The organism is Pseudomonas sp. MAFF 730105 (assembly GCF_055380705.1).
On record NZ_AP018438.1, the window covers coordinates 2206938 to 2221897 of the forward strand.

A 14960-nucleotide genomic window follows, 5' to 3' on the forward strand; every position below is an offset into this window, starting at 1 on the left:
CATGAGTGAAAAAGCAATCTTGAGCTGCCGCAACCTGGGCAAATCCTACGAGGAAGGCCCGGAGTCGGTGGTGGTGTTGTCGGGCCTGCAACTGGAGCTGCATCCGGGTGAGCGCGTAGCAATTGTCGGTACCTCCGGGTCGGGCAAAAGTACCTTGCTCAACCTGCTGGGCGGTCTCGATACACCGAGCACCGGCAGTGTCTGGCTGGCGGGGGAAGAACTCTCGGCGCTGAACGAGAAGGGCCGTGGCCTGTTGCGTAACCGCTCCCTGGGCTTCGTCTACCAGTTCCACCATTTGCTGCCCGAGTTCACCGCCCTGGAAAATGTCTGCATGCCGCTGTTGATCGGCCGCACGGCGATTCCAGAGGCCCGCCAGCGCGCTACCGCGTTGCTGGAGCGGGTAGGGCTGGGCCATCGCCTGGAGCACAAACCGGCGGAACTGTCCGGTGGCGAGCGCCAGCGGGTGGCGATTGCCCGGGCCCTGGTCAACAAGCCAGGCCTGGTGATGCTCGACGAGCCGACCGGCAACCTCGACTCCCACACCGCCCAGGGCATCCAGGACCTGATGCTGGAACTCAGCACCTCGATGCGCACCGCGTTCCTGGTGGTGACCCACGACATGAACCTGGCCCGGCAGATGGACCGCGTCCTGCATTTGCAGGAAGGTTGCCTGACGCCCATCTGACCGCCCGCAACCCGGCGCTGGTGATACGCGCCGGGTCTTTAATTTTTCTACGGTGCTCCGCGAATGTTCAGACCGTTATCGATCTTCATCGGCACGCGCTATACCCGCGCAAAGCGCCGCAATCGCTTTGTTTCGTTCATCTCCATGACCTCGATGATCGGCCTCGCCCTGGGTGTGCTGGCGATGATCGTGGTGCTGTCGGTGATGAACGGCTTCCAGCGCGAAATGAGCTCGCGCATCCTCGGCATGGTGCCCCATGCCACCATCGTCGGGGTCAATCCGATCGATGACTGGCAGCCAGTGGCCGCCGCCGCGCTGAAAAATCCCGAGGTGACCGCCGCCGTGCCGTTCACCGAGATGGAAGGCATGCTGAGCTATAAGGGCTCGATGCAGCCGATCCAGATCAGCGGCGTCGATCCGGCCCAGGAAGGCAAGGTGTCCATTGTCGCCCAGCATATCGTCCAGGGTCGTCTCGATGCCTTGAAGCCGGGGGAATTTGGCGTGGTGATCGGTGAAATCAGCGCCCGGCGCTTCCGCCTGAACGTCGGCGACAAGCTGACCCTGATCGTGCCGGAAGTCAGCACCGCGCCGGGCGGTATCACGCCGCGGATGCAACGGCTGAACGTGGTCGGTGTGTTCAAGGTCGGCGCCGAGCTGGATGGCTCCATGGCCCTGATCCATCTGGCCGACGCCGCACAGATGCAGCATTGGCAGCCGAACCAGGTGCAGAGCGTGCGGCTGGCGGTGAAGGACCTCTACGCTGCGCCGAAGGTGTCCGGCGATATCGCTACGGGCCTGGGCTCGGACTACAAGGCCGACGACTGGACCCACACCCAGGGCAGCCTGTTCAGTGCCATGAAAATGGAGAAGACCATGATCGGCCTGCTGTTGCTGATGATTGTCGCGGTGGCGGCGTTCAACATCATCGCCACGCTGATCATGGTGGTGAACGACAAGGGCGCGGACATCGCGATCCTGCGCACCATCGGCGCCACGCCGCGGCAGATCATGGCGATCTTCATGGTCCAGGGCACGGTGATCGGTATCGTCGGCACGGTGATCGGCGGTGTGCTGGGGGTGATTGCGGCGCTGAACGTCAGTGAGTTGGTGGGTTGGCTGGAGCGGGTCACCGGCCAGCACATCTTCAGCTCCGACGTGTACTTCGTCAGCAACCTGCCGTCGGAGCTTCAGCGCGGCGACGTGGTGCTGATCTGTGCCGCAGGCTTCATCCTGAGCTTCCTGGCCACCGTCTATCCGGCGTGGCGCGCGGCGAAGATCGAACCGGCGCAGGCGTTGCGGTATTCGTAGGTCAGCGCGGCCCCCTGTGGCGAGGGGATTTATCCCCGCTGGGCTGCGAAGCAGCCCCAAAAGCTCTCATTCAATCTGGCAGATCGGGTTGGCAGGTTTAGGGCCGCTTCGCGCCCCAGCGGGGATAAATCCCCTCGCCACAGGGTTGGCGTTCGGCTCAACCTTATTTTGGCAACTCAATCACGAACCGCGTCCAGCCATCGGCTGATTCACAGTGAATCTCGCCGCCATGGGCGCGGATGATCGAGCGGGTGATCGCCAGGCCCAGGCCTGCATGTTCGCTGCTGCCCTCCCGGCGGGCCGGGTCGGCACGGTAGAAACGGTCGAACAGGCGCGGCAGCAAGTCCGCCGGGATGCCTTCGCCGCTGTTCTCCACGCTCACGCTCAACGCCTGGGCAGTCTCGATCATTCGTACCCGCACTTCACCGCCCATGGGGGTAAAACGCAGGGCATTGTCCAGCAGATTGGACAGGGCCCGGCGCAACATGCCGCGATCCCCCTCGAGGCGACCACTGCCCTCGCGGCTCAAGCGAACCTGGGCGTCTTCGGCCAGTGGCGCAAAAAACTCCAGCAGCACATCCACTTCCTGCGCCAGCTCCAGCGGTTCGCGGTGGGGTGCCAGCAGGCCATGGTCGGCCTTGGCCAGGTAGAGCATGTCGTTGACCAGTTGGGCCATCCATTGCAGCTCTTCGAGATTGCTGTGCAACGTCTCGCGGTAATCCTCCAGTGTGCGCTCGCGGGTGAGGGTGACCTGGGTGTGGGTCAGCAGGTTCGACAGCGGCGTGCGCAGTTCATGGGCGATGTCGGCGGAGAACGCCGAAAGCCGTTGAAAGGCGTCATCGAGGCGTCCGAGCATGGCGTTGATGCTGTGGGCCAATTCCGCCAGTTCGGCCGGCATGCGGTCTTCGGGCAGTCGGGCGTTGAGTGAGCGTGCCGAAACCCCGCCAGCGATGGCTCCCATGCGGCGAAGCGGCTGCAAACCGCGTTGGGCAACCCAGGCGCCGAGAAGGGCAGTTGCCAGGGCCGACAGGCCGACGGTCAGCCAGATCAGGCGCTGCATGCGTTGCAGGAAATGCTGGTGGTGGGTGATGTCCAGCAGCAGCGTCAGTTGCGGCGAGTCCGGACGATCGGGGTACAGCGCTGCGTTCAGGACTCGGTAATCGGTGTCGGCATCGCTGAGGGTGAATAGGCCAGGGGTTTCGGGCAGTTGGGCCGGAATCTGGATCGAACTGTCATACCAGCGCACGCCGTCGCTGCCTTTGATACGCAGGGCCAGGTCGGCCTGTCGGCTCAGTTCGTCTTCCAGGCGGCGCTGGGTCTGCTCGGCATCGAGATCCTGAAGGGCGCGGCGCAGGCCGATCAGCTTGCCCTCCAGCAACTGCTGGTCCAACTCGATGAAGTGCGCCTCGCTGGCGCGGCTGAACAGTATCCCGGCAAACAGGGACACCACGGCGGTGCAGGCGGCGAACAGCAATGCCAGTCGGCTACTCAACGACCACCGGCCCCTCACAGGCTGCGCTCTTCAAGCACGTATCCCATGCCCCGCACGGTGTGGATGAGTTTGCTGGGGAACTCATCATCGATCTTGAGTCGCAGCCGCCGGATCGCGACTTCGATGACATTGGTATCACTGTCGAAATTCATGTCCCAGACCTGGGAGGCGATCAAGGATTTGGGCAGTACCTCGCCCTGGCGGCGCAGGAGCATTTCCAGCAAGGCGAACTCTTTGGCGGTGAGGTCGATGCGTCGGCCGCTGCGTTCGACACGGCGACGGATCAGATCCAGGCGCAGGTCCGCCAGTTGCAGGCTGGTTTCCTGGGGCGTCGAACCGCCCCGGCGCAGCAGGCTGCGGACCCGTGCCAGCAACTCGGAAAAGGCGAAGGGTTTGACCAGGTAGTCGTCGGCCCCCAGTTCCAGGCCGTGTACCCGATCCTGTACCGCGTCCCGCGCGGTCAGGAACAGTACGGGGGTGTCCAGCCCGGCCCCGCGGACCGCTTGCAGAATCTGCCAGCCGTCGCAGCCGGGCAACATCACGTCGAGGATCAGCAGGGCGTAGTCACCGCTCAGGGCCAGCTGCTGGCCGCTGATGCCATCGGTCACCAGGTCGGCGTTGAACCCGGCCTCGCCCAGGCCCTGGCGCAGGTATTGGCCGGTTTTCGTTTGGTCTTCGACGATCAGCAGTTTCATAGGGCGGCTCAGGACAGGTTTCGGCGTGAGGTTATACCGCGGCAGGCACCGCTGCGGCGCAAGCTGACAAAGTTGTAATCAAGCTGTCAGTCGGCTGGCAGCCGCATGGGGATAGAGTTTGCGCACGTTGAATATTATCCGGTTGGAGTATGGACATGTTGATGGGAAAACGTTTGATCCTGGCCGCTTGTGCGCTGGCCTTCAGTGCGTCGTCGTGGGCCTCGCCGGGCCAGCATTTCGATTTCGGCCAGCCTGCGCCGGCGGCCAAGGCCAGCCGCACCATTGATGTGGTGATGGGAGACATGACCTTCGATCAGCGCACGCTCGACGTCAAAGCCGGCGAAACCGTGCGATTCGTGCTGATCAACAAGGGCCGGTTGCTGCACGAGTTCAATCTTGGCGACGCCGCGATGCACGCCGAGCATCAACAGGAAATGCTCAAGATGCAGCAGAGTGGGCAATTGATGCCGACGGGGATGGGGCATGGCTCGATGGACCATGGCTCGATGGGCCATGACATGGCCGGCATGAACCATGACGATCCCAACAGCGTGTTGGTGGAGCCGGGCAAGACCGCCGAGCTGACCTGGACGTTCAGCAAGGCCACGCGCCTGGAGTTCGCCTGCAATATTCCCGGTCATTACCAGGCGGGGATGAAGGGTGACTTGACCGTCAGACAGTAAGCACTCAAAGGCTTGGGCAAAGGCTGATAGAATCCGCTGATTCTTCAGTCAGGTTTCCGTCATGCATCCCGCAGCCGAACATTCGCCGCTGGGCAAATCCAGCGAATACATCGCCACGTACACGCCGTCACTGCTGTTCCCGATTCCGCGTACCGCAAAATGGGCGGAGCTGGGCCTGACGGCCGACACCCTGCCGTACAAGGGCGTGGATTTCTGGAACTGTTTCGAGCTGTCGTGGCTTTTACCGTCCGGCAAGCCGGTGGTGGCGATCGGTGAGTTCGCGATTCCGGCGGACTCACCGAACATCATTGAGTCCAAGTCGTTCAAGCTGTACCTCAACTCGCTGAATCAGACCCCGTTCGCCGATACCGCGAGCCTGGAAGCGACCCTGCGCCAGGACCTCTCGGCGGCGGCGGGGAAACCGGTGCAGGTGCGGGTTCGCAGCCTCAAGGACGTGGAGCGTGAAGGCGTCGTGGCGCTGCCCGGCGTTTGCATCGACGACCTGGATATCAGCGTCGATTCCTACGCGCACCCCCGTCCGGAGCTGCTGCGATGCGATGAGTCGCGCATCGTCGAAGAAAGTCTGCACAGCCACTTGCTCAAATCGAACTGCCCGGTAACCAGTCAGCCGGACTGGGGCAGCGTTGTCGTGGAGTACCGCGGCGCAGCGCTCGATCCTGCCAGCCTGCTGGCCTACATCGTCAGCTTCCGCCAGCATTCGGATTTCCATGAGCAATGTGTGGAGCGGATCTTTCTCGACTTGCAGCGCTTGCTCAAGCCGGAGAAATTGACGGTGTATGCGCGGTATGTCCGGCGTGGTGGGCTGGACATCAACCCCTATCGCAGCACTGAAAGCGTGCAACTGCCGAACCTGCGGCTGGTTCGTCAGTAACCACCTGGCAGAGGGGATCCCCTGTGGGAGCGAGCCTGCTCGCGATAGCGATGGATCAGACAGCATTGAGGTCGGATGTGCTGCCGTCTTCGCGAGCAGGCTCGTTCCCACAAAGATGGCATCTCAGGTTGCAGTATAAAAAAGCCCCGCCATCGATGGAGCGGGGCTTTCTTTGTCCGGTGTTTCAGATCCCCATGTTGCCCAGCGTCAGCATGATGTTGCGCAACGTCCCTGCAACGGCCGGGTGGCTGACTTCGAAGCGTTCCACGGCCAGGTTCACGCCATCCACCAGGTTGGTGTCCTGAAGGGTGTTCTCCAGCTGGATTTCGGCTTCGATCTGAGCCATCAGTTGTTGCAGGTTTTCGCGCTCAGGTTCGGACAGGGGCGGGTTCTGGTCCAATTGCTCGCGCAGGGCATTGAGTTGTTCTTGCAGTTCGAGGCGCGCCATTGGCATTAACTCCCATAATTGATAGGCACAGCCATGGACCGCGGCAGTGCGTCAAAAGTCCATGGCTTGCCCTAAGAGTAATCCACCCTCACGTTCCCTGCATGATCCCGGTCAGGGCTTCTCGCCCTTGAGCCGACGCTGGCCGATGTCTGCCAGGCAGGTATCCAGTTCGCCCAGATGATCGATGACCGAATGCACCCCCAGACTGAACAGCTCTACCGTGGCCTTGGCGCGCCTGATTTCCCGCTGCTGTTGGCTCAGGGCTTGCCATTCGCTGGGTGTCAGGCCACACAGCGAGCCGCAGGAGGCCAACCCGATGGTCCACAAGCCGGCGTTGAGCCCTGACTGCAGCAAACGGGGTTCGCCGCTGACCAATACGCATCCGTCCAATTGCTGGACGTTCAGCGCCATCAGTGCCTGCCAGCAGGCATGAGGGGCCGGCCACGGATTATTTGTTGCAGGAAGTTGCGGCGCTTTGATCCACGCCGGTAACGACGCTGCCAGGCCATGACTGACGGCTGGCGGCAGTTCATCGAGCCAGGCGCAGGGAATTTCTTGCAGTTGCAGGTGCCGCAGGCTTTCGAGGGCGCCGGGTGTCGGTTGCGCATGTTCGGCCGGCGTTGTCCCTGGTTGGCGAGTGCGTGCCCCGAAGTCCACCAGGCATCCGCTGAGGCCAAACAGTACGGCGGTGAGGCTGGGAGCGGGGAGGGGCAGGGCTTCGGCGCGGGGCATTGGGGTCATCCTTGAAATAAGCCGAGCCTAGCGTGCTTCAATGACAGTCCAGTGACAGAGAAATGAAAGGGTCGGGTCGTGGAAATGTCCTACGAGCAGCTTCTTTTCCATGCTGCCTATCGGCGCTTTCCACCTTATACTACCCACCATCTTACCGCCTGGGCTCGGCGCCCTTGCCTGAATGAACCAAGGAGTTTTCCCTATGCGCTGGAGCCATCGCCTAGCTCAGTTGTTTCTTTCCGCCAGTGTGTTGCTGGTGCCGTTCGCCGCTCAGGCCGCTACGGAAGAAGATCCATGGGAAAGCATCAACCGTCCTATCTTCACCTTCAACGACACCGTTGATACCTACGCGCTCAAGCCACTGGCCCAGGGTTATCAGTATGTGACGCCGCAGTTCCTTGAAGACGGCATCCATAACATGTTCCGTAACATCGGCGATGTGGGCAACCTGGCTAACGACCTGTTGCAGGCCAAGCCGGCCTCCGCCGGGGTCGACACGGCGCGGTTGATCTTCAACACCACGTTCGGCTTGCTGGGCTTCTTCGATGTCGGCACCAAGATGGGACTGCAACGTAGCGATGAAGATTTCGGCCAGACCCTCGGCTATTGGGGCGTGGGCAGCGGCCCCTACGTGATGCTGCCGTTGCTGGGGCCAAGCACGCTGCGCGATGCGCCGGCCAAGCTTGTCGATAACTACACCACGCCCTATCCCTACATCGACAATGTGTCGGTGCGTAACTCCATCTTCGGTCTGAACGTCGTCGATACCCGCGCCAGCCTGTTGTCGGCCGAGAAACTGGTGAGCGGCGACAAGTACGTGTTCATCCGTAATGCCTACCTGCAGAACCGCGAGTTCAAGGTCAAGGATGGCCAGGTCGAAGACGATTTCTGATTCGATCCAGAGACAAACGGAAGGCGGCCCTGGAGGCCGCCTTCCGCGCTTTTGCGCGTTGTCCGGCCGATTTGTCCTTCCATTGAGTTACGCTTCGCTCGGTTCTTATAACTCTCTGTACTTTGACAAATAAAGACGGCAAGCGGCTATTCGCATGAGCTTGAAACGCCCCGCGGATGGGAGTACCGTCTGCGCCTTAGAAGGGCACCTCTGATGTAATCGTGTGTAGGGCAAAGGCCTGAAGCCGGTACGACAGAGAGGCTAGAAAGCGAATCCAGTAGTGCGTGCAAGGCCAGATGGCCCAGCCGACTACGCCAACCTAATTCTGGCGCCGTTTGCCCACATGCCAAAAACCAGTGCCACGCTGCTGATAATCGATGATGACGAAGTGGTGCGAGCCAGTCTCGCAGCCTACTTGGAAGACAGTGGTTTCAGCGTCCTGCAGGCCAGCAACGGCCAACAGGGTCTTCAGGTATTCGAGCAAGACAAGCCCGACCTGGTCATCTGCGACCTGCGCATGCCGCAGATGGGCGGACTTGAGCTCATTCGCCAGGTCACCGGAATTTCGTCGCAGACACCGGTCATCGTGGTGTCGGGTGCCGGCGTGATGAATGACGCGGTCGAGGCATTGCGCCTGGGCGCGGCGGATTACCTGATCAAACCTCTCGAAGACCTGGCAGTGCTCGAGCACTCGGTGCGCCGGGCTCTGGACCGTTCGCGGCTGTTGGTAGAAAACCAGCGTTATCGGGAAAAGCTGGAAACCGCCAACCGTGAGCTGGAAGCCAGCCTCAACCTGTTGCAGGAAGACCAGAACGCCGGGCGCCAGGTGCAGATGAACATGTTGCCGGTCAGCCCCTGGGCCGTCGACGATTTCCGGTTTGCCCACCAGATCATCCCGTCGTTGTACCTGTCGGGGGATTTCGTGGACTATTTCCGGGTCGATGAGCGACGGGTGGCGTTCTACCTGGCGGATGTTTCCGGCCATGGTGCTTCGTCGGCTTTCGTCACGGTGCTGCTGAAGTTCATGACCACGCGGCTGCTGTTCGAGTCCAAGCGCAACGGCACGCTGCCAGAGTTCAAGCCGTCTGAGGTCCTGGGGCATATCAACCGGGGCCTGATCAGTTGTAAGCTGGGTAAGCACGTCACGATGGTCGGTGGAGTCATCGACGAGGAGACGGGCTTGCTGACCTATAGCATCGGCGGTCACCTGCCGTTGCCTGTGTTGTATACGCCAGACAGTGTTCGGTATCTGGAAGGGCGTGGTTTGCCGGTGGGCCTGTTCAATGAGGCAACCTACGAAGACCACGTGCTGGAATTGCCGCCGGTATTCAGCTTGACGCTGATGTCTGATGGCATTCTGGATCTTTTGACAGAGCCTACACTCAAAGAGAAAGAAGCGGCCTTGCCTGAACGGGTGAGCGCAGCGGGCGGCAGCCTGGAAGGCTTGCGCCAAGTGTTTGGATTAGCCACGCTAGGGGAGATGCCGGATGATATCGCCCTGTTAGTGTTGAGCAGGAACCTTTGATGAGTACTGGTAGAATCCAGTTCGCCGAGCAGGACGGCACATTTGTCCTGAAGTTTGTCGGTGAAGTGCGCCTGACGCTGTGTTCGGCGCTGGATGCGACTATTGAGCGGATCTTCACCGCGCTGAATTTCAGCGCCATCGTGATCGACCTGACCGAAACCCGCAGTATCGACAGCACCACCCTAGGCCTGCTGGCCAAACTGTCGATCCTGTCGCGGCAGAAGGTCGGTTTGCTGCCCACCGTCGTCACCACCCATAACGACATCACCCGTCTGCTGCAATCGATGGGTTTCGATCAGGTGTTCAACATCGTGAGCGACCCGGTGCCGTGCCCTGAGTGCCTGGATGACCTGCCTGACCAGGACCAGTCCGAGGAAGACGTGCGGATCAAGGTGCTCGAAGCCCACAAGATCCTCATGGGGCTGAACGAATCCAATCGTGAAGCGTTCCATGACCTGGTGAACGCGCTGGAACGTCCCTGATCCAGGGGGGCCATCGCGAGCAGGCTCGCCCCCACAGGGATTGGGCTGTACTCAGTTGATGAGGGTTACGCGAAACTTGTGGGAGCGAGCCTGCTCGCGATGACGTCTGTTCTGTCGTCCAATCCCTCAGTGCGAAGCCAAGCCATTCCAACATGAAAAGGGGGCGAACCCATCAAGGTTCGCCCCCTTTTGCATGCCTGTGAATCAGCTCAGAGCTTGGCTTGCAGCAACGCCTCGAGCTTCTCCTGGTCCCGGGCAAACTGACGGATACCTTCTGCCAGCTTTTCGGTAGCCATGGCGTCCTCGTTGGACAACCAGCGGAACTGCGCTTCATTGAGGCTCAAGCGCGCTTCACCGGCTTGGCCTGGCGCCAGCTTGCGCTCCAGCTTGCCTTCGTCGGCGGCCAGTTTTTCCAGCAGTTCCGGGCTGACGGTCAAGCGGTCGCAACCGGCCAGTTGTTCGATCTGGTTGAGGTTGCGGAAGCTGGCGCCCATGACCACGGTCTTGTAGTCATTGGCCTTGTAGTAGTTGTAGATGCGCGTCACCGACTGGACGCCTGGATCATCGGCACCGGTGTAGTCGTTGCCATTGGCTTTCTTGTACCAGTCGTAGATACGTCCCACGAACGGCGAAATCAGGAACACCCCGGCGTCGGCACAGGCCGCGGCCTGGGCGAAGGAGAACAGCAGGGTCAGGTTGCACTGGATGCCTTCACGCTCCAGTTGCTCGGCGGCGCGGATGCCTTCCCAGGTCGACGCGATCTTGATCAGCACGCGATCACGGCCAATGCCGGCCTTGTCGTACAGTTCGACCAGGCGATGGGCACGTTTCAGCATGGCATCGGTGTCGAACGACAGGCGCGCATCCACTTCGGTGGAAATGCGCCCTGGAATCACCTTCAGGATCTCTCCCCCGACCGCCACACCGAAGCGGTCGCTGGCCAGGCCCACATCACCCTTGCAGTCCGCCACGCAGGCGTTCAACAGCTCTGCATAGCCTTGCATCGCCGAGGCCTTCAGCAGCAGGGAAGGGTTGGTGGTGGCATCTACCGGTTTGACGCGGGCAATGGCTTCGAAGTCGCCAGTGTCGGCCACGACGGTGGTGAATTGCTTGAGTTGTTCCAGCTTGGAAGTCATGAGCGTGCTCTGTCCTATGGGTCTGTTGACATTACCCGAGGGCCGGCGGCCACTCAAGGGCGTGTGCGGGGATCAATGGCCCCGGTGGCAACAACCTGAAAACGGCTGTTTGAAAGGGCGGGGCAGGTACCGGTAGATACGATGCCAAAACCGCGTGCAGGTTCAACACGATCGCCTGATGGTCATGCATGTTGTGTGTTCAAGAACAGGCCCGCAATACTTGTTGGCAGTAGCGTCGTCGAGATCAGGATCAATCGCTGGCCCGCCCTTGTCATTGCCATATAGAGTTTGCGCGAATTCTGTTCCCGCTCCTGGGCAGAAAGCACGCCCTCTTGAGCCGTTTCTCTCATGAGCTTTTCCAGGCCCAGCAGCAACACGATACTGGCTTCAAGCCCTGTAGCGGTGTCCACTGTGGAAACACGCAGATTATCTGCGTCCACATGAACGGACTCCATGCTGTTCAGATCCCAGACTTTGCGCGAACCGAATCGATCGCTCAACGCCTTGAGCAGCAGCTTCTTATTGGTGTCCCGGCCATATAGCACAAGCATGTTCGATAGATTGATCTGCTGGGTTTGCAAGTAGCCGGCTATCTCGTTACAGGCCTGTATAACCGCATCCTGGGGTGTGTCCGATCGGATCAATAGCGGGGCGATGCCTTCGTCCATGCCATTGAAATCAGGCTGCAGATAATCGTCCGGGTCGGTTTGGGTAAATTCGGCCAAAACAAGACCGGCTGCCCGCAGTATGGCCTGAGTGGTTCGGTAGGAGTGATGAAGCTTCTTTGTTTTACCCGCCACATCCAGGCCGACACGTTTCCAACTGAGTCGGCTTTTCAAAAAGCCCTGGTTGGGGTCGGCACATAAAAACAGGCTGCCTTCGGAGTCGGCCAAGGTGCTTTTGACTAGTTGAAACCAGGTCGGCGCGAAGAATTGGGCTTCGTCTACCAGGATGTGTTGATACTTATCGAGCTTGTCGAGCTTCGTCAGACACAGATCCCGGGACAATGAACTCCATAAACGAGAGCCTTGCTTGCGCAGTGCATCAGTGACCTGCCCGTAGAGCGCCCATACCTGGCCCCGTTCTTCCTTGCGCAGGGCAAACCCTTGGCCGGCGCGTTCGGCGTCCAGATAGCCTTGCTCGTCGCTAATCAATGACTCATTGATGAAGTCGAACTCGTCCAGGAGTTGTTCATTCCCGGGCTTCAAGTCCGGAAAGGATTTCCGATAATGGCCAATTTGGCTGGTGACTTCTTTAGGGAATACCATCTCTGGTTGCAACTCAAAATGGTTCACCCATTGCTGTCGTATCCATGCCAGCGCGGTCACGATTGTCAGGTTGCGCGGCAAACCCTCCGGGCTGGCCTTTTTCAAGCGGTGCTTGAGGTCTTTAACCACCGGCACATTGTGGATTAGCATCAATATCTTTTGATCTGGAAATTTTTTCGCCAAGATCAACGCCCGGTTAGCGGCAATCAATGTCTTTCCGCTTCCGGCAACGCCATTGACCAGTCGCACTGAGAAATCATTCAAGGTTTGCGTTTGTTCCTCAGGCAACTCCAAGTCCAACTTACTGGCCCACTCTTGCTGTGTGTCCAGGAAATAACGTGTGGTCTTTGCTGAGTTATCTCGTGAGAAATGCCGGCGGGTCGTGCAGATTGCCGGTATTTCGGCTTCTGGAAAATAGTGCCCCATGAGCGTGTCGCTGGCTTCGCGGCTCAGCGAGCTGAATAACTTGGGCAATTGTTCGTGGCCAAGCTCGATAAAGGTGCTCTTGGACATGAGCCGCGGGCCGTCAGGCGTTGAGTAGTGCTGCCACAGGCGTTTGGTCTGTTCGGGCGTGCAGTTCCACATGATGATCAGTTTGCCGAGTCGCTGCCCGGCCGGCATCTTGTCGGGCTCAGTCGCTTCGAGGTGCGAAACCAGCTCTGTAAAGGTCTGTTGTTCGGTAGCGGTGAACAGTTGATCGGGGTCTAGTGTGTCAAAAGAGGTTTCACACAACACCGTAGCCAGCCATTGATGTTGTGCATGTTGGAGGAAGAAGTCAGGGGCCCAGGCTTCCCGAGCGAGGCACTGGCGTACAACATGGTTATCATCCAGTTTGCGCAACGTACGTTTAACGTGAACATAGGCGCCAGTGCTGCGCTGCCATTCAGGGATAAAGAGTGTCATAGGGGCAGTACCACTTTGCGGCATCGACTGATCAGACTCAAATACTCACCGGCCCATCGCTGCGTAACGTTGTTACTGCACTCAATCCCCTGGGCCAGCTCAGGCCCGATAATGATCAATTTGGTCATCGCCCGGGTGATGGAAACGTTCAGTCGCTCAGGCTGGAAGAAAAACTCTGCGACAGCACCAAGGAATGCCTCATCGCCGCTGGCCAATGACACGATGATAAGTTCGCGTTCCTGCCCCTGCATGCGTTCAACGGTATCTGCGACGATGGTTTGGGCGAGTTCGCGTCCAAAATGACGAGTCAATAACGTTCGAATCGCCCGGCCCTGAGCCCGGTAAGGTGTGACAATGCCGATATCTGCCGGGGCGACACCCATGGCATGGGCGACTTTGCAGAGTTCAAGTACATGCTGAGCGTCCCGAAAGTTTCGGGTTTTTGCCGTTCTGTCAGTCGTGGGAATAAATATGGCGCTTGCCTCTGGATCAAAGACGCGATCCATCGGGGACTCGACCTCAACGTAGTTGAAGCGTCGGTCTTTATTGGGGCCCGCCGCACGTAACTTGCCTTCGTAGTAATTATGGCTCGGCCATTCGGTCAACCATTGATTCATCCGGTAGGTTTCTTCAAGCATGACCGTGTGGTCGGCTGTTTGTGAGGTAAGACGGCCAAAGATCGACATCGATTCGCCAGAAAGGACCGACTGGGACAACAGCACCGGCGGCAGTTGTTTCTGGTCTCCAATGAAGATAAAGCGTCTACCTTTGCGCATGGCCATCAGCGCGAGGGGGAGGGTAATCTGACTGGCTTCGTCAAAGATCACCGTGTCGAATTTGAAATGTTCAAGCTGGCTGCAGGTGGCGAACGGAGTCGCGCCAATGACATAGCCGCTGCCGTCCGCAGGCAGGTTCTCCCAATCGGCGGGTGTTTTTGCCCAGTCAACGGTTTTGCTTACATCCTCAGGACGGCCACCAATCTTCACCGTTGGTATGTTGCGCTCGGCAATCTTTGCAAGGGCATTGTTGATAGCCATGTGCGTGTGAGAGGTGACAAATACCCGTTCCTGACGCTCGACCAGTAGCTGGGCAATAAGCGCGAGTGCACGGGTCTTGCCGGTCCCGGGTGGGCCTTGGATGCAAGCAATTTGCTCAGCGGCAAAGGCCATGGCGACAGCCCGGGCTTGATGTTCGTTACACTTGTTTTGGATGGCGAAACGTTCAGCGTAATCCAGGTCCGCGTCGTTGAACGTGATGGCTGGCGCATCGCCGAGCAGCGGGATAATCAGGTTGTCGGTATTGATTGAATCTGCAATATCTTCCAGGGTCTTTTCATAGCGGGGCGTCAGATCCAGCGCGTCCATATCCGCATAGGCAGGTCCGCCCTGGTAGTTGTCCCATACCGTATTAGCCAGTTTCTCGCTCAGCAGCCATCGCCCTTCTTCTTCGCGTTCAAAGGTCATCCTGGCGCACAACAGCCCGGTAGACGGATCGCCAAGGTGCAAACGCAGCATATCCCCTTCACGAAAGCGTGATTCGCTCTCATCAAGGTGCGCCCAAAGACAAGTAGCTTTGTCGGCTCTTTCTAGATGCGTGAAGCCCTGAGTCAAACCCTTTTCAAGCTTCTCATGCAAGGGGCGCTGCCAGGTTTGCAAAAGTTGCTGAAGGTTCGCATCGCGCTCGGCATAGATAAATTTAAAAAGCTTTTTAATAAGCGGATGCTGCCCTTGCATGGCGATATTCTTCCCTGAACGGTGATGGCACAACAGTGTTACATACTGTTGAAGCGAGGCGCGAGCGATATGGATCCAATATCCTC

General features: G+C 59.3%; 14 protein-coding genes. 7 read left to right on the forward strand and 7 right to left on the reverse strand.

The window, feature by feature from the left end; translation table 11 throughout:
- Window position 1: 1 nt before the first annotated feature.
- Together lolD and PCOSP_RS09840 are read left to right on the forward strand one after the other, a co-directional pair.
- Window positions 2-685, forward strand: a complete 684-nt coding sequence (gene lolD / locus PCOSP_RS09835) for a lipoprotein-releasing ABC transporter ATP-binding protein LolD (protein WP_175363615.1) — start codon at window positions 2-4, stop codon at window positions 683-685.
- Window positions 686-748: 63 nt separating this feature from the next.
- On the forward strand, window positions 749-1993 hold the full coding sequence (locus PCOSP_RS09840; protein ID WP_464710955.1) for a lipoprotein-releasing ABC transporter permease subunit: 1245 nt from the start codon (window positions 749-751) through the stop codon (window positions 1991-1993).
- A 163-nt stretch (window positions 1994-2156) separates the two neighbouring features.
- Here the strand turns inward: PCOSP_RS09840 and PCOSP_RS09845 are convergent, their stop codons facing one another.
- Window positions 2157-3503, reverse strand: coding sequence for a heavy metal sensor histidine kinase (locus PCOSP_RS09845; protein ID WP_139648783.1), 1347 nt, complete (start codon window positions 3501-3503; stop codon window positions 2157-2159).
- Window positions 3500-4180 carry a heavy metal response regulator transcription factor gene (locus PCOSP_RS09850; protein ID WP_464710957.1) on the reverse strand — a complete coding sequence of 227 codons (681 nt, stop codon included), beginning with the start codon at window positions 4178-4180 and terminating at the stop codon, window positions 3500-3502. The genes PCOSP_RS09845 and PCOSP_RS09850 overlap by 4 nt, the downstream gene beginning before the upstream one ends.
- A 155-nt stretch (window positions 4181-4335) precedes the next feature.
- Here PCOSP_RS09850 and copI point away from each other — a divergent pair, with 155 nt between their 5' ends.
- Both copI and queF read left to right on the forward strand, forming a co-directional pair.
- Complete coding sequence (gene copI / locus PCOSP_RS09855) at window positions 4336-4863, forward strand: copper-resistant cuproprotein CopI (protein ID WP_464710959.1); 528 nt, start codon at window positions 4336-4338, stop codon at window positions 4861-4863.
- A 61-nt stretch (window positions 4864-4924) separates the two neighbouring features.
- Window positions 4925-5755, forward strand: coding sequence for an NADPH-dependent 7-cyano-7-deazaguanine reductase QueF (queF, locus tag PCOSP_RS09860; RefSeq protein ID WP_139648777.1), 831 nt, complete (start codon window positions 4925-4927; stop codon window positions 5753-5755).
- Between the two features lie 184 nt (window positions 5756-5939).
- Here queF and PCOSP_RS09865 read toward each other — a convergent pair whose 3' ends face one another.
- Entirely contained in the window at window positions 5940-6203 is a 264-nt protein-coding gene (locus tag PCOSP_RS09865; protein ID WP_041021911.1) for a DUF4404 family protein, read from the reverse strand.
- A 111-nt stretch (window positions 6204-6314) separates the two neighbouring features.
- The gene (locus PCOSP_RS09870; protein WP_139648775.1) at window positions 6315-6935 is read right to left on the reverse strand and encodes an HAD family phosphatase; all 621 of its coding nucleotides are present in this window, start codon (window positions 6933-6935) and stop codon (window positions 6315-6317) included.
- 202 nt (window positions 6936-7137) lie between these two features.
- Between PCOSP_RS09870 and PCOSP_RS09875 the strand changes: the two genes are divergently transcribed.
- The 3 genes from PCOSP_RS09875 (at window position 7138) to rssC (ending at window position 9834) form a co-directional block, all read left to right on the forward strand.
- A complete protein-coding gene (locus tag PCOSP_RS09875; protein ID WP_139648773.1) occupies window positions 7138-7827 on the forward strand; it encodes an MlaA family lipoprotein in 690 nt (229 codons plus the stop codon).
- Window positions 7828-8170: 343 nt separating this feature from the next.
- Window positions 8171-9352 (forward strand): two-component system response regulator RssB, encoded by a 1182-nt coding sequence (rssB, locus tag PCOSP_RS09880; protein WP_139648771.1) that lies wholly within the window; start codon window positions 8171-8173, stop codon window positions 9350-9352.
- Window positions 9352-9834, forward strand: coding sequence for an anti-sigma factor antagonist RssC (rssC, locus tag PCOSP_RS09885; RefSeq protein ID WP_139648769.1), 483 nt, complete (start codon window positions 9352-9354; stop codon window positions 9832-9834). Before rssB ends, rssC begins: the two co-directional genes overlap by 1 nt.
- A 209-nt stretch (window positions 9835-10043) precedes the next feature.
- Here the strand turns inward: rssC and tal are convergent, their stop codons facing one another.
- The 3 genes from tal to PCOSP_RS09900 form a co-directional block, all read right to left on the reverse strand.
- Window positions 10044-10970: a transaldolase gene (gene tal / locus PCOSP_RS09890; RefSeq protein ID WP_139648767.1), complete on the reverse strand. Its 927-nt coding sequence runs from the start codon at window positions 10968-10970 to the stop codon at window positions 10044-10046.
- Between the two features lie 182 nt (window positions 10971-11152).
- Entirely contained in the window at window positions 11153-13141 is a 1989-nt protein-coding gene (locus PCOSP_RS09895; RefSeq protein WP_041021917.1) for a UvrD-helicase domain-containing protein, read from the reverse strand.
- A complete protein-coding gene (locus PCOSP_RS09900; RefSeq protein WP_464710961.1) occupies window positions 13138-14874 on the reverse strand; it encodes a DEAD/DEAH box helicase in 1737 nt (578 codons plus the stop codon). The genes PCOSP_RS09895 and PCOSP_RS09900 overlap by 4 nt, the downstream gene beginning before the upstream one ends.
- Between the last annotated feature and the right edge of the window lie 86 nt (window positions 14875-14960).

What these genes read in the sequence shown, in the direction of transcription:
- lolD (WP_175363615.1), top strand. Translation starts at nt 2, where the DNA reads ATGAGTGAAAAAGCAATCTTGAGCTGCCGCAACCTGGGCAAATCCTAC.
- PCOSP_RS09840 (WP_464710955.1), top strand. Translation starts at nt 749, where the DNA reads ATGTTCAGACCGTTATCGATCTTCATCGGCACGCGCTATACCCGCGCA.
- PCOSP_RS09850 (WP_464710957.1), bottom strand. Translation starts at nt 4,180, where the DNA reads ATGAAACTGCTGATCGTCGAAGACCAAACGAAAACCGGCCAATACCTG.
- copI (WP_464710959.1), top strand. Translation starts at nt 4,336, where the DNA reads ATGTTGATGGGAAAACGTTTGATCCTGGCCGCTTGTGCGCTGGCCTTC.
- queF (WP_139648777.1), top strand. Translation starts at nt 4,925, where the DNA reads ATGCATCCCGCAGCCGAACATTCGCCGCTGGGCAAATCCAGCGAATAC.
- PCOSP_RS09865 (WP_041021911.1), bottom strand. Translation starts at nt 6,203, where the DNA reads ATGGCGCGCCTCGAACTGCAAGAACAACTCAATGCCCTGCGCGAGCAA.
- PCOSP_RS09870 (WP_139648775.1), bottom strand. Translation starts at nt 6,935, where the DNA reads ATGCCCCGCGCCGAAGCCCTGCCCCTCCCCGCTCCCAGCCTCACCGCC.
- PCOSP_RS09875 (WP_139648773.1), top strand. Translation starts at nt 7,138, where the DNA reads ATGCGCTGGAGCCATCGCCTAGCTCAGTTGTTTCTTTCCGCCAGTGTG.
- rssB (WP_139648771.1), top strand. Translation starts at nt 8,171, where the DNA reads ATGCCAAAAACCAGTGCCACGCTGCTGATAATCGATGATGACGAAGTG.
- rssC (WP_139648769.1), top strand. Translation starts at nt 9,352, where the DNA reads ATGAGTACTGGTAGAATCCAGTTCGCCGAGCAGGACGGCACATTTGTC.
- tal (WP_139648767.1), bottom strand. Translation starts at nt 10,970, where the DNA reads ATGACTTCCAAGCTGGAACAACTCAAGCAATTCACCACCGTCGTGGCC.
- PCOSP_RS09895 (WP_041021917.1), bottom strand. Translation starts at nt 13,141, where the DNA reads ATGACACTCTTTATCCCTGAATGGCAGCGCAGCACTGGCGCCTATGTT.
- PCOSP_RS09900 (WP_464710961.1), bottom strand. Translation starts at nt 14,874, where the DNA reads ATGCAAGGGCAGCATCCGCTTATTAAAAAGCTTTTTAAATTTATCTAT.